Genomic DNA, 22,383 nt, shown 5'->3' with positions numbered 1-22,383 from the left:
GATGGTCGTATGCCGTTCAACGAGGTCGATCTCGACACCTTCGGACTGACGGCGGCGATCCTCGCGATCGCGGGGGTCGTCGCGTTCCTCGCCCACCGGGCCAAGCAGCCGCTGATCATCGCGTTCATCCTGGTCGGCATCCTCGTGGGACCCACCGCGCTCGGCCTGGTGGAGGAGGCCGAGCCGCTCGAGCTGCTCGCCGAGATCGGCATCGCGATCCTGCTGTTCCTCGTCGGCCTCAAGCTCGACACCACCCTCGTGCGGCAGATCGGCAAGGTCGCGCTCCTCACCGGGCTCGGGCAGGTCGTCTTCACGTCGCTGATCGGCTGGCTCATCGCGCTCGCGTTCGGGCTCGACCTCGTCCCCGCGCTCTACGTGGCGGTCGCGCTGACCTTCTCCTCGACGATCATCATCGTCAAGCTGCTCTCCGACAAACGTGAGCTCGACGAGCTGCACGGGCGCATCGCGCTGGGGTTCCTCATCGTGCAGGACATCGTGGTGATCATCGCCATGATCGCCCTGACGAGCTTCGGCGGAGGCCGCGAGGGGACCGTCGGCGAGCAGGTGCTCTTCCTCGTCGTCAGCGCCGTGGGACTGCTCGGCGGTCTGTTCGTCGTCGCGCGGTGGGTGCTGCCGTGGTTGCTCAACCTGCTGGCGAGCTCCCAGGAGCTGCTCATCGTGTGGAGCGTCGCGTGGGCGGTCGCGGTCGCCGCCCTGACCGACCTGCTCGGCTTCTCCATCGAGGTCGGCGCGTTCCTCGCCGGGTTCGCGCTCGCCTCGACCCGCTACCGCGAGACCATCGCGGCCTCCCTGAGCGGGCTGCGCGACTTCCTCCTGCTGTTCTTCTTCATCACGCTCGGCTCGCAGCTCGACTTCTCGACGATCGGCGCGCAGGTTCCCGCAGCCGTCGTCTTCTCCCTGTTCGTGCTCATCGGCAACCCGCTCATCGTGCTCGTCATCATGGGCCTGATGGGCTACCCCAGCCGGGTGGGTTTCCTCGCGGGTCTCGCCGTGGCCCAGATCAGCGAGTTCTCCCTCATCCTCATCGCGCTCGGCCGAGACCTCGACCAGGTCGGCGACGACATCGTGGGCCTGGTGACGCTCGTCGGCCTCATCACCATCGCCGGGTCGACGTACATGATCCTGTACTCGAAGCAGCTGTACACCTGGCTGGAACCCGTGCTGACCGTCTTCGAGCGCCGCCGGACGATCGAGGTCGACGACTACGAGCCGCAGACGTTCGACGCGATCGTCTTCGGGTACGGGCGCTTCGGCACCCAGCTCGTGCGCGAGCTCGTCGCCGACGGCCGGTCCGTCATGGTCGTCGACTGGGACCCGTACGCGCAGGTCAAGATCGCCGACGCGGACCTGGCCAGCCGGGTCACCGTGGTCTTCGGCGACGCGAACAGCCCCGAGTTCCCCGACACGCTGCCCGTCCGCCACGCCCGGTGGATCATCAGCACCGTGCCCGACGCCGGCACGAGCGTCGTGGTCGCGACCGCGCTGCGGCACCACGGCGCCACCTGCCCGATCGCGGTCACCGCGCACAGCGACGCGGCCGCGGAGCGCTACACGCAGGCTGTCCAGGACGGGACGATCTCGCTCGTGCTCTCGCCGTTCCGGATGGCCGCCGACACCGCGCTCGTCGCGCTCGACGAGCACGAGTACCGCTCCCGCGACGACTGACGACCCGCGTCCGGAGGCACTCCCACGGCGGACTAGGCTCACAGGGTGGCAACCTTCTCCGCCGTGACCCGCCAGCACATCCTCGCCGCGATCGCCGAGTACGACGACCGCGGCGCCGAGAACTTCCTCGGCGTCTACGGCTTCGACCCGTCGACCGGCTACCCGCTCGTCCACGAGGGGCGCACGTACGACGCGACCGCCGTCCTCGGGGTCGCGCACCGGTTCGCGACCGGCCGGGTCGCGACCGCCGAGGAGTTCGCCGGAGGCGTCCAGGCCGCAGCGACCATCCTGCGCAAGCGCGGCTTCGACGTCACGGGACCGCCCACGCCACCCGCCCCCGCGCGGCCGCGGCGGTCCTCCCCCGCACCGCGGACCCGGACCACGACCCGTCGGGCGGCCGAGCCGGAGAAGCCCGCGGCGATCTGCCCCACCTGCTTCATGGTGCTGCCCGCGACCGGGGTCTGCGACAGCTGCGGCTGAGTCCCTCGTCCGCCGCCGCTTGACCCTCACGCAGGGTCAAGGTCGGGGTGTCGGTATGACCGACACCGACCGCACGACCGACACCTACCCCGCCCTCGACGTCAGCCCTGTCCCGCAGCCCGCCACGGACGCCGTCGCGTTCGGCGTGCCCGGGCAGCTCGTGCCCCTGCGGCGGTGGGCGTTCCAGGACGTCCTGCTCGTCCCCGCCGAGACGGCCGCAGCGGCCCCGGACGACGCACCAGGGACGACCGTGAGCTTCGCGTGCGTGCTGAGCCAGGTCGACGAGATCGCGGCCGCCTGCGCCGACCTACGACCGGGCAGCGTGCAGGGCCCGCGCGAGATGCCGCGGAACTCGGTCGAGGTCGAGGTCCGTACCCCGGAGAACGCGCGGGTGTTCACGACCGCCGCGACGACGTACCTGCCGGACAGCGACGAGGCGCCGTTCCTGCGCGACGTCGAGAAACGCGCGCCGATCAACGCCCGGTGCCGCTCGGCGAGCACCCGCGCCGCATCGCTGCCGGGTGCCGTCCCGGCGCGGCACGCCGTGGCGAACTACGACGCCCGGCATCCCGGGCTCGCGACCTGGCTGCACGAGGCGATCGCCGCCAACGCGCGCGTCCACGGCGTCGACCCCGCCACCGCTTCCTGGACGTCGCACCGACAGGTTCGCCGGCGACGCATCAACGCCGGGTCGCTCGACCTCCCTCGAAGCAGGAGCACAGTGCCCCGCCCGCGGCGAGAAGGAGCTCTCCGCGGAACTCGGAGGGAGTTCGTCATGGTCGAGAAGAAGGCTCCGGCAGGCGGGAAGTCGAGCGCCGGCCGCGGTCGACGCACGTCGGACAAGAAGTCCGGTACGCACCTGTCCTGCGAGCAGGCCGTCGGTGACGTCGGCGGCACCGCACTGATCGACGGCTACGGCTTCGCGTCCTTGCCCGTGGTGTGGGTCGAGGTCGACGGGCTGGCTCTCGTCGAGGGTGACATCGTCATCGGCACGGTCGAGGAGGCGCGCGCTCGTGACGTGTCGACGCTCACCGCGGACGAGGACGGGTCCGACGTCGCGCACGCGGTCGGGATCAGCGGGGCCCAGTTCCGCTGGCCCAACGGCGTCATCCCGTTCGAGATCGACGCCGGTCTCTCCAACCCGTCCCGGGTGCACAACGCGATCGCGCACTGGCACGCCAAGACGCCCCTGCGACTGGTCCCGCGCAACGGCGAGACGAACTTCGTGCGGTTCGTCGGGGGCGGCGGGTGCAGCTCTGCCGTCGGTCGCCGTGGCAACCAGCAGAACATCACGCTCGGCCCGAGCTGCAGCGTGGGGAACACGATCCACGAGATCGGGCACGCCTACGGTCTGTGGCACGAGCAGTCGCGCGAGGACCGGGACGCGTTCGTGCAGATCAACTGGGCGAACATCGAGGCCGGCAAGGAGCACAACTTCAACCAGCGCATCAGCGACGGCGACGACCTGGGCGGGTACGACTTCGGCTCGATCATGCACTACCCGACCACGGCGTTCTCCTCGAACGGCCAGCCGACGATCGTGCCGATCGGCACCGTCCCGCCCGGCACCGTGATCGGGCAGCGTACGTCCCTCTCGGCGGGCGACATCGCAGGGCTGAAGATCATGTACCCCGGGCTGGCGTGGCCCAAGACGGCGATTAAGGACATCGTCAAGGAACCCGTCGGCGAGGGCACGGTGACGATCAAGGAGACCTTCAAGGACACCGGCAAGGAGCCGGTCAAGGAGCCCTTCAAGGAGGTCGTCAAGGAACCGCGCGACGAGGTGGTCAAGCCGCTGCGCGACCTGACCAAGCCGTTCCGGGACCCGCAGCCGACCATCCGCGAGGTCGTCGAGCCGCTCCGGCCCGAGACCCCGCTGATCAACCCTGCGCTCAAGCGTTCGGTCCCGTTCGTCATCGGCCGGGACAGCGACTTCGTCAGCCGCTTCCAGGCCGCCGTCGCGCAGCAGTCGGGGACCGCGGAGCAGGACACCGGGGCGACGTCGAGCGCCGCCGACCAGGCACTCGCGCTCGCCGAGGTGATCACCACGCTGGACGCCGTGCGTGAGGCACTGGCGGCGCTCGCCGAGCAGGCCGCGGCCGAGGCCGGGATCTGACGATGATCCTCGTCGTCAGCTTCCCGGAGGACGACCACACCGCCGTCGTGGTCGAGCGCCTGCGGGCGCTCGACCACGAGGTGGTCGTGCTCGACACCGCGACGCTCGGATCGACCGAGTCGCTCGAGCTCGCGTACGCCACGGGCGAGGCCGACATGCGGCTGCACGCGGCCGGCGTCGAGCACGACCTGCAGGACGCCACCGTCGGCTGGTGGCGGCGCCTGCGCGGGACCCCGCCGGACCCGTCGGTCACGGACCCGGCCGCGTTCGGCTTCGCGGTCAGCGAGATCACCGAGGTGTTCGAGGGTGTGATCGCGTCGTTGCCGCTGGCGTGGGTCAACGACCCGCGGTCCGACGGCGCGGCGCACCACAAGCCGTGGCAGTGGGCCGTCGCCGCCGACCTCGGGTTCGCGCTGCCGCGCACGATCGTCACGCGCGACCCCGACCGGGCCCGGGCGTTCGTCGCCGAGCTCGGGCTGGGCCGCGTCGTGACCAAGGCGTTCATCGCCCGGGCCGACGCGTGGCGCGAGACGCACGTGCTCGACGCCGACGACGTCGGACGGCTCGACCAGGTGCGCTTCGCCCCGACGATCCTGCAGGAGTACGTCCCGGGGGTGGACCTGCGGATCACGATGATCGACGGCGCGGCGTACGCCACCGAGATCGACGCGACGGCCACGAGCCTGCCGAGCGACATGCGGATGGTCCTCGACGAGGCGGCGGTGCGGCCGGTCACCCTGCCCGACGCCGTGCTGACGCAGGTGCGGACCCTCATGGGACGCCTCGGGCTCGTCTACGGGGCGGTGGACCTGCGCCGGACCCCGACCGGCGAGCACGTGTTCTTCGAGGTCAACCCCGCCGGCCTGTGGCAGTTCTGCGAGGACCTCACGGGCCTGCCCATCACCGACGCCGTCGTGGCGGCGCTCGCCCGGCGAGACCGTGCCAGAGTGATGACATGACGACGATGTTCGGTGAGGTCCTGCTGGGTGACGACGCGCCCGCGGGCGAGGCGACGGTGCGCGTCGCCCTGGAGGACACGACGCTGCAGGACGTGGCGGCGGTACGGCTCGCCGAGGCCGTGCTGCCGCACGTGCAGCTGTCCCCCGGTGCGCGGGTGCCGTTCGCGATCGACGTCGGCGAGGTGCCCGCGGGCGCGACGGTGCGGGTGCACGTGGACGTCAGCGGCGACGGCAAGCTGGCGACCGGCGACCTCCTCACGGTCCAGGCCGTGGGCGCCGACGTCCTCGGCCGCACACCGCAGACGGCCGGCGACGTCCCGGTGCGCCGGATCTGACACCAGGCCGCGGCGCCCGCCCGGACCCGCGATGCCGTGCGGGGGCCCGCCCGTGATGTGAGACTGCAGTGCCACACCTCCTGCGCCGTCGAAGCGGAACCGATGCCTCCCACCACCCTTGCCCGCGACGTCCTCGTCCCCGGGGACGTCGTGCGCGTCGCGGCCCTGACCAGCGTCGTCGTCGCGGCGGTGTCGCTCGAAGGGGTGGCCGTCGCGCTCTTCCTCCTCATGCTCGGGGGTCTGATGGTGCCGCGGGCCGTCGGCATGCCGGCGGTCCTGGACGTCGCCTACGGCAGCGCGCTGCTGCTCGCGGCGTGGGCCGCCCAGCTCGGCTGGTACCAGGCCGTGCCGTGGCTGGACCTGCCGGTGCACGCCGCCTGCACGGGCCTCATCGCGGCCGTCGCAGCCGTGGCCCTCACCCGCTGGCAGGTGCTCCCCGGTCCGCGCGACACCTCGCACGCGCACCGCCGCACCGGTGTCGTCGTCACGACGACGGGCCTCGGCGCCGTCGTCGCGATCCTCTGGGAGATCGGCGAGTGGGCGGGGTTCACGTACCTCGACGACCGGATCGGCGTCGGGTACACCGACACCGTGACCGATCTGGCGTCCGGCCTGGTCGGTTCCGTGGTCGCGGGCATGGCGCTCGCCGTGCGCCCGGGACGTGCGGGGGTCCGGTCGTGACCGCCGGTGCGCCGACCGTGTCGGTCGTCATCCCCGTCCGGGACGACGCCGTGGCCCTCGAGCGGTGCCTCGCCCTGCTCGCGCAGCAGACGGTCGCGCCGTGGGAGGTCGTCGTCGTCGACAACGCGTCCACGGACGACTCGGCCGCCGTCGCTCTCCGCTGGGGCGCCGTCGTCGTCCACGAACCGCGCGTCGGCATCCCCGCCGCGGCCGCCGCGGGGTACGACGCCGCGAAGGGCGACGTCATCGCCCGCCTCGACGCCGACTCGCGGCCCGACGCGCGCTGGGTGCAGACCGTCGTCGAGCACATGGCGGCCGACGCCGGGCTCGACGCCCTCACCGGGACCGGGCTGTTCCACGACGTGCCGCGAGGCGCGCGCACGACCGTCTCGGTCGCCTACCTCGGTTCCTACTACGTGCTGAGCCACCTGGCGCTCGGGCACACCGCGCTCTGGGGCTCGTGCATGGCCGTGCGTACCTCGACGTGGGAGGAGGTGCGGGGGTCCGCCGTGCGCGACGACCCCGAGGTGCACGACGACCTCGACCTCGCCTTCCGGCTGGGTCCCGGCCGCAGGACGCGCCTCGCACGGTCCTGGCGGGTGGAGGTCTCCGCCCGCTCGTTGCGCGGGCACCGCCAGCGCCGGCGGCGCCTCGACCGTGCCTGGCGCACGCTGCGCGTGAACTGGGCCGAGTCGCCGCCGTGGGAGCGGTGGCGCGAGCGCTGCTTCCCCCGCCGCCGACCCTGAGGGGCGAGCGGACGCACCTGCTCCTAGCGTGGGGAGGGTCCTCGTCCCCGATCCTTGCGGAGCACCTCGACCATGAGCTCACCACGCCAGCACGACGTGCTCGTCCTCGGCGGCGGCAACGCCGGCCTGTCCCTCGCGGGCCGGCTGGTGCGAGACGGGTGCCGCGACGTCGCCGTGGTCGAACCGAAGGACGTGCACCACTACCGGCCGCTGCTGTCCTATGTCGCGTCCGGCATGGCGACCCTCGACGACCTCACCCGTCCGCAGGACGACGTCGTCCCGGCGGGTGTGCTCCGCTACCCGGCCCGGGTCGTGGGGCTGGACCCGCAGCGCTCGGTCGTGCGGCTCGACGACGGCACCGAGCTCGGGTACGGCGACCTGGCGGTGTGCCCCGGGTCGGAGGTGGACTGGGACGCCGTGCCGGGCAGCGAGGAGGCCATGGGGACACCGTTCGCCGCGACGAGCTACCTGCCCGAGCTCGCGGGCAGGACGTGGGAGATGCTCTCGTCCCTGACGTCGGGGCGGGCCGTGTTCGCCCTCGCGTCGTGGCAGGTCCCGTGCTTCCCCGTGGGCCTCAAGCCGCTGTTCGTCGCGGCCGACCACTGGCGACGCACGGGAGTGCTGGGGGCGATCGACATCGAGCTCGTCGTGCAGGCGTCGCGGCTCGTCGACGACCCTCGCGCGGAGCGTGAGCTGCGGGCGGCCTGCACCGAGTACGGTGTGCGGGTGCGCACGAGCACGTCCGTCGTGTCGATCGACCCGACGGACCGCACCGCTCGCCTGCGGACACCGCACGGCACCGACACGACGCACTACGACGCCCTCTTCCTCGCCCCGCCGCACCGCGCCCCCCGGTGGGTCTCGGAGAGCGGCCTCGCCACGACCGGGAGCGGCGGGTTCGTCGCCGTCGACCCGGAGACGTTGCAGCACGTCACGTTCCCCCGGGTCTGGGGGCTGGGCGACGCCGCCGCCGTCGACGCCATGCCGTCCGGAGGCGCGCTGCGCCGTCAGGTCCCGGTCGTGGCCGCCAACATCCAGGCCCGCCGCAAGGGCACCCCGATGCAGCACTACGACGGGTACTCGCTGGCGCCGATCACGACGTCACGCCGCGAGCTGCTGCTCGCGGAGTTCGACCGCGACGGGCGGCCCGAGCCCATCGTCGCGTTCCCCGACCTCGCCCGGCCGCGCCGCAGCCTGCTGCTGTTCGACCGGTACCTGCAGCCGACGATCTACTGGCGACGCCTGCTCCAGGGCAAGGTGAGCTGACCAGCAGGCGCCCGCGAGCGCCAGGCCGACGGTGCTCACTGCGGGTAGGGCGTCTCGCCGCGCTCCAGCATGGCGACGAGCTTGGCGAGCCGGTTCGTGCGGCTCGTCGCGCTCGGGGCGGTCACGACCCGGTGGATCAGGGCGTAGCGGTTCTGGCCGTTGAGCCGGGCGAACAGCGTGGCGGCGTCGGGTGCGGCGGCGAGCGCCGCGGCGAGGTCGTCGGGGACCTGGGCGGTGGCCGGGCCGGCGTAGGCGCGGTCCCAGCGGCCGTCGTCCTGCGCACGCAGGATCTCGGCGTGCCCGCGCGGCCGCATGCGGCCCTCGGCGATCAGCTCCGCCACGAGGCCCACGTTGCGCTGCGACCACAGCGACGCCTTGCGGCGCGGGGTGAAGCGCTGGCGGAACGTCGTCGCGTCGTGGCTGCGGCGTTGCCCGTCGATCCAGCCGCTGCACAGCGCCTCGTCGAGCGCCTCGCCGTAGCCGAGCGACGTCGGGGTGGTCGTCCCCTTCTTCGCGAGCAGCAACCACACCCCGTCCGAGGCGTCCTCGTTCTCGTCGAGCCACGCCCGCCAGCCCGCCGCGTCCGCGACGACGAGAACCTCCGTGCCGTCCGGTGCGGTCCCGTCCTGCGTCACGTGCGTCTCCCCTGGTCGGTGCGGTCCCGCTCAGCCTAGGCACCGCCTCCCACACGCTCCGGCCCCGGTTCAGCCCTGCGAGACGTGGGCGGGGAGCGAGACCGCGGCGACGACGCCGCCTCCCGGGCGGGGGGCGAGGCGGAGCGTGCCGCCGTGCGCCTCGACGATGCGCGCCGCCAGCGGGAGGCCCAGCCCGTGGGACGCCGTCAGGCCGGGACGGCCGGCGGTGGACCCGGAGCGCTCGCCGCTCTCCTGCCCACGCCACTGCGGCGCGGCGTCGCGCGCGAACGGTTCCTGCGCGACGGCGAGCGCCCGCGCGTCGACGTCCGGCCCGCTGTTCGACACGAGGAGCGTGACGACGTCGCGCACCGGACCGCGGCGCTCGGCAACCACCCGGACGTCGACCCAGCCGCCGGTGGGCAGGTTGTGACGCACCGCGTTGCGCAGCAGGTTGTCGACGAGGCGCCCGAGCAGGGCCTCGTCGCCCGGCACCGTCACCGGCTCGAGGTCCGCGCGCACCTCGACGCCGTGCTGCCGCGCCTCGGCCTGCACGTCGTCGATCACGTCCTCGACCACGACGTCGAGGACCACCGGGGTGCGCACCAGCGGGCCGCGGTCGAGCGCCGCGAGCTCCAGCAGCGCGGTGACGAGCTCGACCGCTCGCCGGTTGGTGGTGTGGAGCCGGTCGAGGAGCTCGGGCACGTCGACGTCGTCGGGGTCGGCGCGTGCGACGTCGAGCATCGCCTGCATGACGGCGAGCGGTGTGCGCAGCTCGTGCGAGGCGTTGGCGGCGAAGCGTCGTTGGCCGTGCAGGTCGCGCTCGAGGCGGTCGAGCATGCTGTCGAAGGTGTCGGCCAGGTCGGTGAACTCGTCCCGGCGACGCCCCGGGGACCCGACGCGCCGTGCGAGGTCCCCGTCCGCGGCCGCCCTCGCCGCCGCGTTGAGCTCGGCGAGCGGGCGCAGCACCCGGCCCGCCAGCCACCACCCGCCCACGCTGCCCAGCAGCGCGAGGACGACGAGCGAGACGGCGCTCGCCTGCACCACGGCGTCGAGGATCTCCCCGCGCGAGGCGACCGGGAGGTCCGCGTCACGCGGGTTGGCGGCGGTGAGCGGGTAGTCCGGAACGAACCGCATCACGGCGTACAGGCACACGGCCGAGACGGCACCGGCCGCGAGCAGGAAGAGCACGTAGCTGAGCGTCAGCCGCAGCCGTGCCGTGACCCGGAACCCGGACCACGCCCCGTCGGTCGCGCCCGTCACGCGTCCGCCTGCGCCGGTGGCCCGATCCGGTAGCCCACCCCGGGCACCGTGTGGATGATCCACGGCTCCCCCAGCCGCTTGCGCAGGCTGGAGATGGTCATCCGCACCGAGTTGGTGAACGGGTCGGCGTTCTCGTCCCATGCCCGCTCGAGCAGGCCCTCGGCGCTGATCACCCCGCCGTCCGCCGCGAGCAGCACCTCGAGCACGGCGAACTGCTTGCGGCTCAGGCGCACGTACTGCCCGTCGCGGAAGACCTCGCGCCGGAACCGGTCCAGGGTGATGCCGTGCGCCTCGAGCGTCGGGCTGGTGGACGCGCGACGTCGGCCCAGCGCCCGGACCCGCAGCACGAGCTCGGCCATCTCGAAGGGCTTGGTGAGGTAGTCGTCCGCCCCCATGCCGAAACCCTGAGCCTTCTCCGCCAGGGTGCTCGCGGCCGTCAGCATCAGCACGCGGCTCCCGGCATCGTCCGCGACGATCGTGCGGCAGACGTCGTCGCCCGTCATGTCGGGCAGGTTCCGGTCGAGGACGACGACGTCGTAGGCGGTCTCGGCGATCCGCTCGAGCGCCTGCGTGCCGGTCAGCACGACGTCCGTGGCGATCGCCTCACGGCGCAGCGCGGTGCGGACCGCCTCGGCGAGGTACTCCTCGTCCTCCACGATCAGCACCCTCATCCGTTCCTCCTCGTATGTCGGCGCCCGGCTCGACGCAGAGCTCGACGCCCGTTCGAGCCTAAAGCCTGTCGAACAACTACCCGTGGCGATCAAGGCGGCGTAGGAGGAGCCGGATCTGGGCCAGGAAAGCGAACGCTTCGTGGGCGGTGAGTGTGGCTTCGTACTGGCGCACGAGGCGTCGGTGTCGGTTGATCCAGCCGTTAGTCCGCTCGACGTCCCACCGGCGTGGCTGGACGATGTACCCGCCGACTGGCTTGGGGCCGGAGTCGATCTCCAGGTCGATCCCGGCCTTGGTTGCGGCGTCGGCGGGAGCTTGCCCGGTGTAGCCCTTGTCGGCCCAGACGCGCGCCACGGACGTGCACGGGTCGTGAGGAGGTCGGCGAACGCGGCCCGGTCCTGTACGTTCGCCGCGGTCACGTGGACGGCCAGGAGCCGTCCGGCGGTATCAACGAGGATGTGCCGCTTGATGCCGTCGACCTTCTTCGCACCGTCGAACCCGCGCTCACCGGGCACCGGGGTGCTCTTGACGGAAGACGAGTCCACGACGGCCGCCGTCGGCCGCTGGTCGCGACCGTCGTGGACGCGGTCTTCGGCGCGCAAGACGGCGAGTACCTGCTCCCAGACCTGGTTCCTGGTCCACCGGGTGAAGTGCTTGTGCGTCGCGGACCAGGAGACGGCGAAGTCGTGTGGGAGCGAGCGCCACGGGATCCCCGTGGTCACGACGAAGAGGAGCGCGTTGACGTACTCGCGCCACCGGTGCTCGCAGCACGGCCGCCCACCACGGGTGTGGGTGAGGATCACGAGCGCGGCGATGCGCGCCCAGGCCGCGTCGGTCAGGTCGGACGGGTAAGGGCGCCGCGTCGATGGTTCACACGTGCGCCATCGTCCTGACCAGGTCTGACATCCCAGTCGTTGTCGGTGCCGGCCGGTAGCGTCCTGGTCGTGGCGAGGCATACGACGTTCCAGCTGGTGGCTGACCCCACCGCGGAACAGGCACGCGCCCTTGCCCGGCACGAGGGCGCCGCACGGTTCGCGTTCAACCAGGGCCTGCGCTTGCACTTGAACGCCCGTAACGCGTCCAAGGAGGGCACCGACGACGGTGCGGTGAAGATCCCGTGGACCGGGTTCGACCTGATCAACGCGTTCAACACGTGGAAGAAGACCGAGGACGCCGGCCGCCGCTTCGTCATCGACGGCTCGGGTGTCGCCGAGCTGGAGATCACCGGCCTGGCCTGGCGCTCGGAAGTGTCCGCGCAAGTCTTCGAGGAAGCCGTCGTGGACCTCGGCAAAGCCTTGAAAGCGTGGACCGCATCCCGGCGCGGCAAGCGCGCCGGCCGGCCGGTCGGGCACCCACGGTTCAAGAAGAAGAACTACGAGCGCGGCTCGTTCCGCATGCGGAACAAGACCTCCAGCACAAAGACCGGCGAGCGCGCCACGATACGTCTCGGTGAGGCCGAGCCCCGCTCGGTGACGCTGCCTGGCATCGGCGCCATCAAGGTCCACGACGACACCCGACGCCTGCGCCGCATGCTCGACAAGGGCCGGGCACGGATCCTGTTCGCGACCGTCTCCCGGCGGGGCGGGCGGTGGCGGATCTCGTTGAACGTCGAAGCCGCCGACCTGCACCCCGCCGCCCAGCATCCCGCCCGCGACGACGCCGGCCACATCGGGTGGGCGGGCGTGGATCGTGGCCTGCACGCACCCGTCGTGGCCGCCCTGGCCAACGGCGAGCAGATACTCCGCATCGACGAGGCACCCAAAGCACTGCGCGCAGCGCAACCCGTCACCCGACGGCTTCAGAAGTCCGTGTCCCGCAAGGCCAAGGGCTCCGCCAGCCGGCGGGCCGCCGTGCGCCGCCTCGCCCGTCATCACGAGCGGGTCCGTGCCCGCCGCCACCACTTCCTGCACCAAGTCTCGAACCTGCTGGTCAAAAACCCACGACCGGCTCGTCATCGAAGACCTCAACATCACCGGCATGCTCGCCAACCACCGGCTCGCTGCAGCCATCTCGGACGCGGCCTGGGGTGAGCTCGCCCGCCAGATCACCTACAAGCAGTCCTGGCGCGGCGGGCAAGTCCTGACCGCGGACCGGTGGTTCCCGTCGTCGAAGTCCTGCTCCAACTGCGAGGACGTCAACCAGACATTGACTCTCGCGGACCGCGTCTTCGGCTGCGAGCACTGCGGACACACCATCGACCGCGACCTGAACGCCGCGGTCAACCTCGCTACCTGGGGCGTCAAGCACTACTCCCAGGTCCTGGACCCCCAAGCACGAGGCCAGGTCACCAACGCCCACCGACGGGAAGGCTCTGGCCCGCGCACCCGCGCGGACGAAACCAGCCCGGACGACGTGGGAACCCTCACCGCCACCGCGGCATAGGGACGTCCGAGAAGGACGCTGCCGAACACCCCACCGAGGTTGTTCGACAGGCTTTAGGGACGCGGGTGTCACGAGAACGTCAACACAACCCGTGACGCTCTCGCGACGTCGCTCTCGCGACGATGCTGGCATGACGACCTTCCAGACCCCACCCCGGACCACGACAACGCCGACGATCAGGACGAGGCGCCCGACGTCGTCCCCCACCACGCGCCGGGTGCTCATCGTCACCCTGGGGCTCGTCGTCCTCGGGGTCGTGATCCTGGGCCTGCTCGCCCTGGTGCCGTCGCTGCGTGCCGGTGACCTGCCGGGCGCCGAGGGCCTGCCGGGCGTCGGCTCGGCCGACGAGGGCGCCGAGGACCGGTCCGTGCCGGACGACCCGCGGTTGCGGGACACCCAGGTCGACCCGTTCGACGACGACCACCCGGCGATCGCCGGGCTCGACCCGCAGGTGCGCGACGCGCTCCAGGAGGCCGCGCGGGACGCCGGCGCCCAGGGCATCGAACTGTTCTGGGTCACGTCCGGTCGGCGCACGGCCGCCTACCAGGAGGAGCTGTTCGACCGGGCGGTGGAGCGGTACGGCAGCGACGAGGAGGCGCGCCGGTTCGTCGCGTCCCCGGAGAGCTCGAGCCACGTCACGGGCGAGGCGGTCGACATCGGCCCGACCGACGCCGCCGACTGGATGGTCCGCAAGGGCGCCGCGTACGGCCTGTGCCAGACGTTCGCGAACGAGATGTGGCACTTCGAGCTGGCGACCGAGCCGGGCGGGACCTGCCCGCAGCCGCTCCCGGACGCCAACGGCTGAGCCGGCCCGGTCGGCGTCGTCAGCGGCGCAGTGCGGCGATCATCCGCCGCAGCGCGGCCTCCGCCAGGTCCGGGTCGCCGCCCTGGGCGATCCAGAGGGCAGCCTCGTTCATCGCGCCGCTGAGCAGTGCCCCTGCGGCGCCGGCGTCCACGGCGAGGTTGTCGAGCGCCGCCAGGCCCTCGGCGAGGAGCCGGACCGAGTTCTCGGCGTCGGCGCGCCGCCACGTGTCCCAGCCGACCACGGCCGGACCGTCCACCAGCACGATCCGCCGGATCCTCGGGTCGACTGCCGTGCGCAGGAACGCGACGCTGCCGTCCGCGAGCGCCTCCCACCCGTCCCCCGGTGCGGCCCGGGCGACGGCGTCCGCGATAGTCGCCTGGGCGTCGGCGAGCACCGCCTCGAACAGGCCTCGTTTGCTCGCGAAGTGGTGGTAGACGGCGCCGCGGGTCACTCCCGCGGTCTCGGCGACCTCGTCGATGCTCACGTCCGCGAACCCGCGGTCGGCGAACAGCTCGCGGGCGACCCCGCGCAGTCGCTTCTCCGTCTGCACGCTCTGCTCTCTGCTGGACCTCGGCACACCCCACCCCTTTACATACTGGCTGTATCTATACTAGCGTCGATGATACATACACACAGTATCTATTGGAGGAGGAGTCGTGATCACCAGCATCTACCCCGTCCTGATGACTGCCGACGTCGCGGCGAGCGCCCGGTACTTCGTCGACGTGTTCGGGTTCGAGAGCGTGTTCGACAGCGACTGGTGCGTCTCGCTGCGCCGAGACGCCTGGGAGCTCGCGCTCCTGGATGCCGAGCACACCACCATCCCCGCCGGGTACCGGACCCCCGCTGCCGGCGTCCTCCTCAACATCGAGGTCGAGGACGCCGACAGCGAGTACCGCCGGCTGAGCGCACGGGACGACACCGAGCTCGCGCTCGACATCCGCTCGGAGGAGTTCGGGCAGCGTCACTTCATCGTCGTCGCGCCCGGTGGGGTGCTGGTCGACGTCATCCAGCCCATCCCCTACACCGGCGCGTTCGCCGACCAGCCCTCCTGAACCGCCGGATCGCCTCACCCGCGCCCGCGGCTCAGGAGACGGCGGCGACGTCCAGGACCCACGTGACGCCGAACCGGTCGGTGAGCATCCCGTAGGCCGGCGCCCACGCGGACGGCGCCAGCGGAGCCACGACGGTCGCGCCCTCGACGAGCTTCTCCCAGTAGCCGGCGATCTCCGCGACGTCGTCGCCGCGCACGGACACGAAGAACGGGTCGTCGCCCCGGCTCCACGGCCGCGCCGCCGGCACGTCGTACGCCATGACCCGGAACCCGTTCCCGGCGGCGACCTGGCCCCACACGACGAGGTCGGCCTCGGGCGAGTCGGCCTGCCCCATGTCGCCGTAGGTCGCCACGACGAGGTCGCCGCCGAACACGGACCGGTAGAAGGACAACGCCTCCCGGGCGTCGCCACGGAAGTTCAGGTGCGGGGTGGTGGTCACGGTCATCGGAATGCTCCTTGAGTGAGGGACGAGACGTGCGCCCGGCGGGTGCCCGACGTCACGTGACGATGCTCGCGCCGGAAGCGGACAGGTAGCGCCCGCATCTCCTGACACGATGTGGTGCATGGCAGAGACCTCGGCCCGCACCCTCCTCCTGCTCTCCCTGCTCCAGGCCCGCCGGGACTGGTCGGGTCCCGCGCTCGCCGAGCGCCTGGGGGTCGACCCGCGCACCGTGCGCCGTGACGTCGAGCGTCTGCGGGAGCTGGGGTACCGGATCACGGCGTCCCGCGGGCCCGACGGCGGGTACCGCCTCGACGCGGGCGCCGAGCTGCCGCCCCTGCTGTTCGACGACGAGCAGGTCGTCGCCCTGACCGTCGCCCTGCAGACCCTGGCGGCGAGCGGGGTCGGCGCCGAGCTCGAGGAGGCGGCCGCACGCGCCCTGACCACACTGCGCCAGGTCATGCCGACACGGCTGCGCCACCGCGTCGACGCCGTCCAGGTGACGACCGTGCCGCCGGGCTCCGGCAGCGCGCCGCGGGTCGACGTCGAGGTGCTCCTCGCCGTGAGCGCCGCCGTCCGGGCGCGCGAGGTGCTCCGCCTCGACTACACCTCGCCGGGGGCGCGCGCGGAGCCCGACGCCGTCCCGCTCCGCCGCGTGGAGCCGCACCACGTCGTCGTCTCCGGCGGGCGGTGGTACCTCGTCGCGTGGGACCTGGACCGCGACGACTGGCGCACGTTCCGCGTCGACCGCCTCACCCCGCGCACGCCCACCGGACCGCGCTTCACCCCGCGGGCGCTGCCGGGTGGCGACGTGCGCAGCTTCGTCACGTCCAGGTTCCGCGGCGCGGACACCGCAGGCGCGTGGCCCTGCCTCGGCGAGGCCGTCCTCGCAGCACCCGCGACACGGGTGGCACCGTTCGTCGCCGACGGGGTCGTCGAGCACCTCGGTCCCGACCGCTGCCGCGTCGTCCTCGGCTCGTGGTCGTGGACGGCGCTCGCGGCCTCGATCGGCGTCCACGACGTCGACGTCGAGTCCGCCGCTCCGCCCGAGCTGGTCGACGCGTTCGCACGTCTCGCCCAGCGCTACCGGCACGCCGCGGACTCTTCGTCTGACGACGCGCCCGCCGCGCCAGGGGAAGATCGTGGCACACGACCGTCACGACAGGACGACCGACGAGGAGCACGCATGCCCCCGATCCACGACATCGAGGTCGTCGTCGTCGACGTCCTCGGGACGCTCGTCGACGAGCCTTCCGGGCTCCGCGCGGCGATACGGGAGGCGCTCCCCCGGGCCGACGACGCGTTCGTCGACACGTTGCTGGACGAGTGGCAACGCTACGTCGCCCTCCAGCAGCTGCGCATCGCGCAGGGGCACCGGGAGTACGCCAGCTCCGAGGTCGTCGACGACGAGGCCGCGCGGGACCTCGCAGCCCGCGCGGGCATCACCGTACCGGCGACCATCCGCCGGTTGGCCACCGCAGGTCAGCGGTTGCCACCGTGGCACGACTCCGTCGCGGGACTCGACCGGCTCGCGCAGCAGATGCCTGTCGTCGCGCTCTCCAACGCCTCGTCCGCCGCCCTCCTGCGTCTCAACGTCTACGCCGGCCTGCGGTGGCACGTCGCGGCGTCGGGCGAGACGACCCGCGTCTACAAGCCGGCACCGGAGATCTACCGGTACGCCGTCGACGTCGCGGGGTGCCCCGCCGAGCGGGTGCTCATGGTCGCCGCCCACGCCTGGGACCTGCGAGGAGCCCAGGCACAGGGCATGCGGACCGCCTACGTGCGGCGCCCGGTCGGCGACCCGCCGGCGAGCTCCGACGTCTTCGACGGACAGTTCGACGGCCTCGAGGACCTCGTCGCCGCACTGACCCCGCTGACCTGAAAGAAGAACTGGCTGACCTAGGACCCGGTCCTCACCGTCTCGTGCCGCTTCTGCCGGGCGAAGTGCGCGGGCAGCTCGGGGCCGTCCCACACCTGGATCGCGCGCCAGATCGACGCGGCGATCGGGACGGCCAGCACGGCGCCGCTGAGGCCGGCGAGCACGGTGCCCGCGGTCAGGGCGACGAGGATGACCAGGGGGTGCAGGCGGAGCGTGCGACCCATGACGACGGGCTGCAGCAGGTCGCCCTCGAGCTGGTTGACCCCGATGACGATCGCCAGCACGATGAGCGCCTCGATCGGTCCGAGCGCCACGAGGGCGACCAGCGTGGCGAGGATGCCGGCGAGCGTCGCACCGACGAGCGGGATGAAGGCCAGCAGGAACACGAGGACCGCGAGCGGGATGACCAGCGGGACCCCGACGATCGCCAGGCCGATACCGATGGCGACGGCGTCCACCACCGCGACGATCGCGGTACCGCGCACGTAGCCACCGAGCGTCTGGACGGTCGAGTCTCCGATCCGCTGGCCGCGCGCGTAGGACGTGCCCTCGAACGGACGCAGCAGGAACTCCCAGATCTGCGGCCCGTCCTTGAGAAAGAAGAACAGCACCACGATCATGATGACGAACCCGGCGACGAAGTCGACGGTCTGGGAGACGCCGGCCATCGCGCCGGCGCTGACGGCCTCGGACTGCAGGAGGCCGACGACGGAGTCGCGCACCGACTCCAGCTGCTCCTCGGTGATGTCGAACGGCAGGCCCTGGATGTAGGACTGGAGCTCGTCGAAGCCCTCGATCGCCTGGTCACGCAGCTCCGGCCACTGGCTCACGACGGCGGCGACGACCAGCCACACGACGCCCGTCAGCACGGCGACCAGGGCGACCAGCGAGATCACCGTCGCCAGCAGCGACGGGAACCCCTTGCGACGCAGGAAGCTCACGAGGGGCGAGATCGCCGCGGCGAGCACCAGCGCGATGAGCACGGGGATGACGATCAGCGTCAGCCGCGTCACCGCGAAGACCGCGACCGCGACGAGCGCGAGGATCGCGAGCACCTGCACCGACCGCGTCCCGACACGACCCACGCCGTCGGCCCAGAGCGCGGACACCCCGCTCGGCGGCGGAGCGCTCGGCGTGGGCTCCCGCTTCTCGGGTTCCCTCTCGGCGGCGCGCTGGCGTGCCCGCTCCTGCGATCGGCGCATGCCCAGTCCCATCGTGACTCCCTCGTGTCGCACGTGTAGTTGGCTACAGTGCCACTCCCCCAGGCCACCCGCTTGCTACGTGGGTCGCGTGGGCGCGTCGGATCGGTTCACGACGGTCGAGGGCTCGCAGTCCCGGTCGGTCACGTGCCCGCGCGGCACGCCGGGTCCCGTCGTCGGGAGAGGTCCGCCGTGCCGCGCAGGCGCCCCGCTCAGGCCGCGGAGCAGGGCCGTGCGGGGATCAGGAACACTTGCCGTGCCAGATCATGTAGTTGCCGTTCCCGTCCCAGATGACCCAGTCGTCCCCGCTGCACGCCCCGTACCACGCCGCCTGGCTCGCCCCGGCCGTCGCCGTCACCAGGCCTACCGAGACCAGCAAGGTCGCCGCGGCCCGCTTGAACACCGTGCGCTTCATCCTTCTCCTCCTGCTTCCGGCGAGCGGCGCCCGCCTGTCGTGGTGGTTCTCGACCTCCACCTCGGGGCGCGGCACCTACCGGCGTCGGCTCCCGTGGCTGCCGCCAGGTTGGCACCGGCGGGGCGCGCGCGTCCGCGCAGCGGAAGGTTCCCGAACGATCCCGAACGCCGCCCTAGGGTGGACGTGACCGTAGAGGATCTGCGCCGGGGGGCACTGTGACGAGCGACGAAGCGACGCTGCCCCACCTCGCGACGCTCGACGACGTCGCGGCACGGCTGCGCTCCTGGCGCATCGCCGCGGGATCGCCGTCGTACACCGACATCGCCCGCCGGGTCGGGGACCTGCGGGCCGGCCGTGGTGCTCCGGCGCACGCCCCGGGCCGGGTGACCGTCTACGACAGCTTCGCGTCGGGCCGCAAGCGGATCGACGTCGCCCTGGTCACCGACATCGCCGAGGTCCTCGGCGTGGACGGCGACGAGCTCGTGCGGTGGCGTGCGGCGTGCGCCCTCGCCCAGGACGGGCGCACGAAGAACGACGTCTTCGTCGTGCGGCGCGGCGTCCCGGACCGGCAGGAGCCGTTCGTCGGGCGGGCGGACGAGCTCGAGGTGTGCCTGCGCTCCACCCGACCGGTCGTCGTCGAGGGCATGGCAGGGACGGGCAAGTCGCACCTCGTGCGCCGCGCCGCGGCAGCGCTGCACGAGGCGGGCGACGTGAACGACGTCGTCGTGGTCGGGCTCTCCGGCTCTCAGGGAGACACCCCGTCGTGGGCGCCGGTCGCCGAGTCCGTGCTGCGCACGCTGCTCCCCGACGCGCCCGTCCCGCCCGGGCCCCACGAGCGGGCACGGCGCCTCGTGGACGTCCTGGCGGCGCGGCGCACGGCGCTGGTGCTCGACGACGTCACGGACCCGGACCAGGCGCTCCCGCTCCTGATGGCCCGCCCGCGCACCCCCGTGCTCCTCACGACCCGACGGACGCTCGGGCTGCCCGGCGTCGCGCTCGTCCCGATCGCACCGTGGACGTCCGGGGAGACCGCGCTGCTCCTGCGGCAGGTCGCCGGCGACACGCACGTCGACGCCGACCCGGCGGCCGCCCGCCGCCTCGAAGAGCTCGTGGGAGGGCTCCCCCTGGCGGTGTCCCTCGCCGCGACCCGGGTGCGCGACCGGCCCGACTGGTCGCTGGCCGACCACGTCGACGCGCTCGAGGCCAGGATCGCGGCGCACCACCTCGACGCGCCGGTCCAGTCGTCCGTCGCGCTCTCGTACGACGCCCTGGCCGCAGGCCCGCGCCGCGCGCTCCGCCTGCTCGCGGCCCAGCCATGCCTGGAGATCTCCACCGCCTCCGTACCGGTGCTCCTCGGCGTCAGCGCGAGCGCAGCGCGCGGCGACCTCGCCGCGCTCGCCCGCGCCGGGTGCCTCCTGCGCGGCCCCGCGCACGGTCGAGTCGTCCTGCACGCGCTCGTGCGGGCGTTCGCCGTCGCGCGTTCGTGGGAGGAGGATCCCCCGTCGTCGCGGGACGAGGCGAACGCACGTCTCGCCGACGACCTCGTGCGCCGCACCCACGACGCGGTGCAGCTCCTCTACCCCGGGTCCGTCCCGCCGACGAGCGGGCCGGGCGCGTTCGCGGACGCGTCGTCGGCGTCGTGCTGGCTCGACGAGGAGCTCGACACCCTGCTGCAGCTCGCGTTCGCCGGCGAACGCACCCGCCCCCAGGTGACGACGACCCTCTCGCGCGCGCTGAGCCGACACTTCGACGGCAAGGGCCGCTCGACGCTCGCCCTGGGACTGCACCAGGCGGCCGTCCGGGCGGCGCGCCTCACGGGTGACCCTGCCGCGGAGGCGTTCGCCGAGCTCGGGGTCGGGCAGTCGGCGGTCAGGCTGGGCCTCCCGCAGGCGACCGCGCACCTCCTGCGGGCGCAGGAGCTCGGCCGGCTCGCCGGGACGGCGCGGCCCGTGTACGCCGCGAGCAACGCCCTCGCGATCCTCGCCGCGAACAACGGCGACCTCCGGACCGCGCAGGCCCGGTTCCGCGAGGCGCTCGTCCTCGCGCGCGAGGACGGCATGACCGAGGCCATCCCTCTGCTCACGGACAACATCGCGGTGATCCTGCGTCGGCTCGGCGACCTCGACGGTGCGCTCGACCATCACCGCGAGGCGCTGGCGGACGCCCGGTCGCGCGACGACCTCGGCGCCGTCGCGACCTCCCTGACGAACATGAGCGAGGTGCTGCTCCTCACCGGTGACGTGGACGGCGCGGAGTCGGCCGCACGCGAGGGGCTCGACGTCTCCCACGCCCTCGGCGACACCACGATGCGCGGCTACGGCCTGGCGAACCTCGCGAACGCGCTAGCCCGACGCGGCCAGGTCGCGCATGCCGTCGAGCTGCAGCGCGAGGCCCTGGCATATGCGCGCACGCACGAGATCACGGCGCTCGAACCGGCGGCGCTCGTCAACCTCGGTGAGCACCTCGAGGACGCCGACCCCGATGCCGCCGCCCGGTCCTTCGACGAAGGCCTGCAGATCGCGACCCGCCTCGATCTCACCTTCGAGCGCGCCCGTGCCCTGCAGGGCCTCGCACGCGTGGCAGCCGCCGACGGCGACGCCGCCCGCGCCCGCGCGCTGCTCCGGGACGCGCTGGAGACGCTCGGGGAGGACTCCGACGGCCCCGAGGCGCGCAGCATCCGCACTGCTCTGTCGTCGCCGGCCGGTCAGTCGTCGGCCGGTCAGTCGTCGGCCGGTCAGTCGTCGCCGTCGAACAGCCCGCCGTCGAGCAGCCAGTTGTAGCGCAGCCGCAACGCACGCTCGGTGCTGGCCAGGATGGTTGCCACCACGAGCGCGATGTTGAGGGTCGCGGAGACCCGAGAACACCTAGTTGCTGGCAACCGGCCACCGCGCGGCCGCAATGGGCCTTCTATCGCAGTCGCTTTGTGCGGATCACGTCAGGTGCTCGAAGACCATCGTGGCCTGGATGCGGTCACCGCCGCCCATTCCCTTGCTTCCCGACGCCGCGGTTGTAATGGTGTGGAGCCGATAGCCGAGGGCGGCCTGGGCATTGATCACCTTTTCGAGCTCAGTGAGGTTGCCTGACCCTGTGCCCCACAGCTTCTCTTTGAGGATGACCTGGAGAACGACGTAGTTCATGCCGTTGGGTGCTGGCCGGGGTCGCGCGCCGGCCGAGGCTTCCGCCTGCAAGCGCTCGATCGCGCCGCCTAGCCCCGTGTGCGGAGACGCTGGCTGGACGCGGTCGGTCCAGTTTCGACCGTCCCACCACCTCGTAGTTCCCGATCCGTCGTCATACCAGCCTGCCGTTGCACCAGCCATGGGAATCTCGTCTCAGTTCATCGCTCGCAAGCCAACGTCCGCGAGGTCGCTCGCCGTCC

Annotated in this window: 23 protein-coding genes and 1 pseudogene; 14 read left to right on the top strand and 10 right to left on the bottom strand. The window is 72.6% G+C overall.

Annotation, left to right across the window (positions count from 1 at the left end; all coding sequences use genetic code 11):
• Positions 1-9: 9 nt before the first annotated feature.
• From OHL10_RS05585 to OHL10_RS05550, 8 genes are all read left to right on the top strand, one after another.
• Complete coding sequence (locus tag OHL10_RS05585) at positions 10-1,686, top strand: cation:proton antiporter (RefSeq protein WP_265521190.1); 1,677 nt, start codon at positions 10-12, stop codon at positions 1,684-1,686.
• Between the two features lie 45 nt (positions 1,687-1,731).
• Positions 1,732-2,166, top strand: coding sequence for a ScoMcrA-related endonuclease (locus tag OHL10_RS05580; protein WP_265521189.1), 435 nt, complete (start codon positions 1,732-1,734; stop codon positions 2,164-2,166).
• Between the two features lie 55 nt (positions 2,167-2,221).
• Positions 2,222-4,282, top strand: coding sequence for a M12 family metallopeptidase (locus OHL10_RS05575; protein WP_265521188.1), 2,061 nt, complete (start codon positions 2,222-2,224; stop codon positions 4,280-4,282).
• Between the two features lie 2 nt (positions 4,283-4,284).
• Positions 4,285-5,241, top strand: coding sequence for an MvdC/MvdD family ATP grasp protein (locus OHL10_RS05570; RefSeq protein ID WP_265521187.1), 957 nt, complete (start codon positions 4,285-4,287; stop codon positions 5,239-5,241).
• Positions 5,238-5,576: a hypothetical protein gene (locus tag OHL10_RS05565; RefSeq protein ID WP_265521186.1), complete on the top strand. Its 339-nt coding sequence runs from the start codon at positions 5,238-5,240 to the stop codon at positions 5,574-5,576. Before OHL10_RS05570 ends, OHL10_RS05565 begins: the two co-directional genes overlap by 4 nt.
• A 102-nt stretch (positions 5,577-5,678) precedes the next feature.
• Entirely contained in the window at positions 5,679-6,257 is a 579-nt protein-coding gene (locus OHL10_RS05560; RefSeq protein ID WP_265521185.1) for a DUF2238 domain-containing protein, read from the top strand.
• A complete protein-coding gene (locus tag OHL10_RS05555) occupies positions 6,254-7,003 on the top strand; it encodes a glycosyltransferase family 2 protein (protein WP_265521184.1) in 750 nt (249 codons plus the stop codon). The genes OHL10_RS05560 and OHL10_RS05555 overlap by 4 nt, the downstream gene beginning before the upstream one ends.
• A gap of 72 nt (positions 7,004-7,075) precedes the next feature.
• A complete protein-coding gene (locus OHL10_RS05550; protein ID WP_265521183.1) occupies positions 7,076-8,269 on the top strand; it encodes an NAD(P)/FAD-dependent oxidoreductase in 1,194 nt (397 codons plus the stop codon).
• Between the two features lie 35 nt (positions 8,270-8,304).
• Here OHL10_RS05550 and OHL10_RS05545 read toward each other — a convergent pair whose 3' ends face one another.
• The 5 genes and pseudogenes from OHL10_RS05545 to OHL10_RS18715 form a co-directional block, all read right to left on the bottom strand.
• A complete protein-coding gene (locus OHL10_RS05545) occupies positions 8,305-8,904 on the bottom strand; it encodes a YdeI/OmpD-associated family protein (protein WP_265521182.1) in 600 nt (199 codons plus the stop codon).
• Positions 8,905-8,973: 69 nt separating this feature from the next.
• The gene (locus OHL10_RS05540; RefSeq protein WP_265521181.1) at positions 8,974-10,164 is read right to left on the bottom strand and encodes a sensor histidine kinase; all 1,191 of its coding nucleotides are present in this window, start codon (positions 10,162-10,164) and stop codon (positions 8,974-8,976) included.
• Positions 10,161-10,835 carry a response regulator transcription factor gene (locus tag OHL10_RS05535; protein ID WP_265521180.1) on the bottom strand — a complete coding sequence of 225 codons (675 nt, stop codon included), beginning with the start codon at positions 10,833-10,835 and terminating at the stop codon, positions 10,161-10,163. The genes OHL10_RS05540 and OHL10_RS05535 overlap by 4 nt, the downstream gene beginning before the upstream one ends.
• A gap of 76 nt (positions 10,836-10,911) precedes the next feature.
• Positions 10,912-11,187, bottom strand: coding sequence for a transposase (locus tag OHL10_RS05530; RefSeq protein WP_265521179.1), 276 nt, complete (start codon positions 11,185-11,187; stop codon positions 10,912-10,914).
• Between the two features lie 23 nt (positions 11,188-11,210).
• Positions 11,211-11,789: pseudogene (locus OHL10_RS18715) on the bottom strand (IS5 family transposase); the annotation flags it as partial.
• A 15-nt stretch (positions 11,790-11,804) separates the two neighbouring features.
• Between OHL10_RS18715 and OHL10_RS05525 the strand changes: the two are divergent.
• The 3 genes from OHL10_RS05525 to OHL10_RS05515 all read left to right on the top strand — a co-directional run bounded on the left by OHL10_RS05525 (position 11,805) and on the right by OHL10_RS05515 (position 14,020).
• Positions 11,805-12,863, top strand: coding sequence for an RNA-guided endonuclease InsQ/TnpB family protein (locus OHL10_RS05525; protein ID WP_265521178.1), 1,059 nt, complete (start codon positions 11,805-11,807; stop codon positions 12,861-12,863).
• The gene (locus tag OHL10_RS05520; RefSeq protein WP_265521177.1) at positions 12,811-13,215 is read left to right on the top strand and encodes an RNA-guided endonuclease InsQ/TnpB family protein; all 405 of its coding nucleotides are present in this window, start codon (positions 12,811-12,813) and stop codon (positions 13,213-13,215) included. Before OHL10_RS05525 ends, OHL10_RS05520 begins: the two co-directional genes overlap by 53 nt.
• A 130-nt stretch (positions 13,216-13,345) precedes the next feature.
• Positions 13,346-14,020: a M15 family metallopeptidase gene (locus tag OHL10_RS05515; protein ID WP_265521176.1), complete on the top strand. Its 675-nt coding sequence runs from the start codon at positions 13,346-13,348 to the stop codon at positions 14,018-14,020.
• Between the two features lie 19 nt (positions 14,021-14,039).
• Here the strand turns inward: OHL10_RS05515 and OHL10_RS05510 are convergent, their stop codons facing one another.
• Complete coding sequence (locus OHL10_RS05510; RefSeq protein ID WP_265521175.1) at positions 14,040-14,570, bottom strand: TetR/AcrR family transcriptional regulator; 531 nt, start codon at positions 14,568-14,570, stop codon at positions 14,040-14,042.
• 106 nt (positions 14,571-14,676) lie between these two features.
• On the opposite strand from OHL10_RS05510, the gene OHL10_RS05505 reads away from it, so the two are divergent.
• Positions 14,677-15,075 carry a VOC family protein gene (locus OHL10_RS05505; RefSeq protein ID WP_265521174.1) on the top strand — a complete coding sequence of 133 codons (399 nt, stop codon included), beginning with the start codon at positions 14,677-14,679 and terminating at the stop codon, positions 15,073-15,075.
• A gap of 31 nt (positions 15,076-15,106) precedes the next feature.
• Here OHL10_RS05505 and OHL10_RS05500 read toward each other — a convergent pair whose 3' ends face one another.
• Positions 15,107-15,520, bottom strand: coding sequence for a VOC family protein (locus tag OHL10_RS05500; RefSeq protein WP_265521173.1), 414 nt, complete (start codon positions 15,518-15,520; stop codon positions 15,107-15,109).
• A gap of 118 nt (positions 15,521-15,638) precedes the next feature.
• Between OHL10_RS05500 and OHL10_RS18620 the strand changes: the two genes are divergently transcribed.
• Positions 15,639-17,396 carry a haloacid dehalogenase type II gene (locus OHL10_RS18620; RefSeq protein ID WP_322645522.1) on the top strand — a complete coding sequence of 586 codons (1,758 nt, stop codon included), beginning with the start codon at positions 15,639-15,641 and terminating at the stop codon, positions 17,394-17,396.
• 17 nt (positions 17,397-17,413) lie between these two features.
• On the opposite strand, the gene OHL10_RS05485 is transcribed toward OHL10_RS18620, so the two are convergent.
• Both OHL10_RS05485 and OHL10_RS05480 read right to left on the bottom strand, forming a co-directional pair.
• Positions 17,414-18,595, bottom strand: coding sequence for an AI-2E family transporter (locus tag OHL10_RS05485; RefSeq protein WP_265521172.1), 1,182 nt, complete (start codon positions 18,593-18,595; stop codon positions 17,414-17,416).
• Between the two features lie 238 nt (positions 18,596-18,833).
• Positions 18,834-19,007 carry a hypothetical protein gene (locus OHL10_RS05480; protein WP_265521171.1) on the bottom strand — a complete coding sequence of 58 codons (174 nt, stop codon included), beginning with the start codon at positions 19,005-19,007 and terminating at the stop codon, positions 18,834-18,836.
• A gap of 215 nt (positions 19,008-19,222) precedes the next feature.
• Here OHL10_RS05480 and OHL10_RS05475 point away from each other — a divergent pair, with 215 nt between their 5' ends.
• Positions 19,223-21,787 carry a tetratricopeptide repeat protein gene (locus OHL10_RS05475; protein ID WP_265521170.1) on the top strand — a complete coding sequence of 855 codons (2,565 nt, stop codon included), beginning with the start codon at positions 19,223-19,225 and terminating at the stop codon, positions 21,785-21,787.
• 150 nt (positions 21,788-21,937) lie between these two features.
• Here the strand turns inward: OHL10_RS05475 and OHL10_RS05470 are convergent, their stop codons facing one another.
• On the bottom strand, positions 21,938-22,324 hold the full coding sequence (locus OHL10_RS05470; protein ID WP_265521169.1) for a DUF2510 domain-containing protein: 387 nt from the start codon (positions 22,322-22,324) through the stop codon (positions 21,938-21,940).
• Between the last annotated feature and the right edge of the window lie 59 nt (positions 22,325-22,383).

The organism is Oerskovia flava, from assembly GCF_026163685.1.
In the GTDB taxonomy this organism is placed as follows: Bacteria; Actinomycetota; Actinomycetes; order Actinomycetales; family Cellulomonadaceae; genus Oerskovia_A; species Oerskovia_A flava.
The sequence above is the reverse complement of the archived record's forward strand: the minus strand, read 5'-3'. Positions and strand labels throughout refer to the sequence as shown.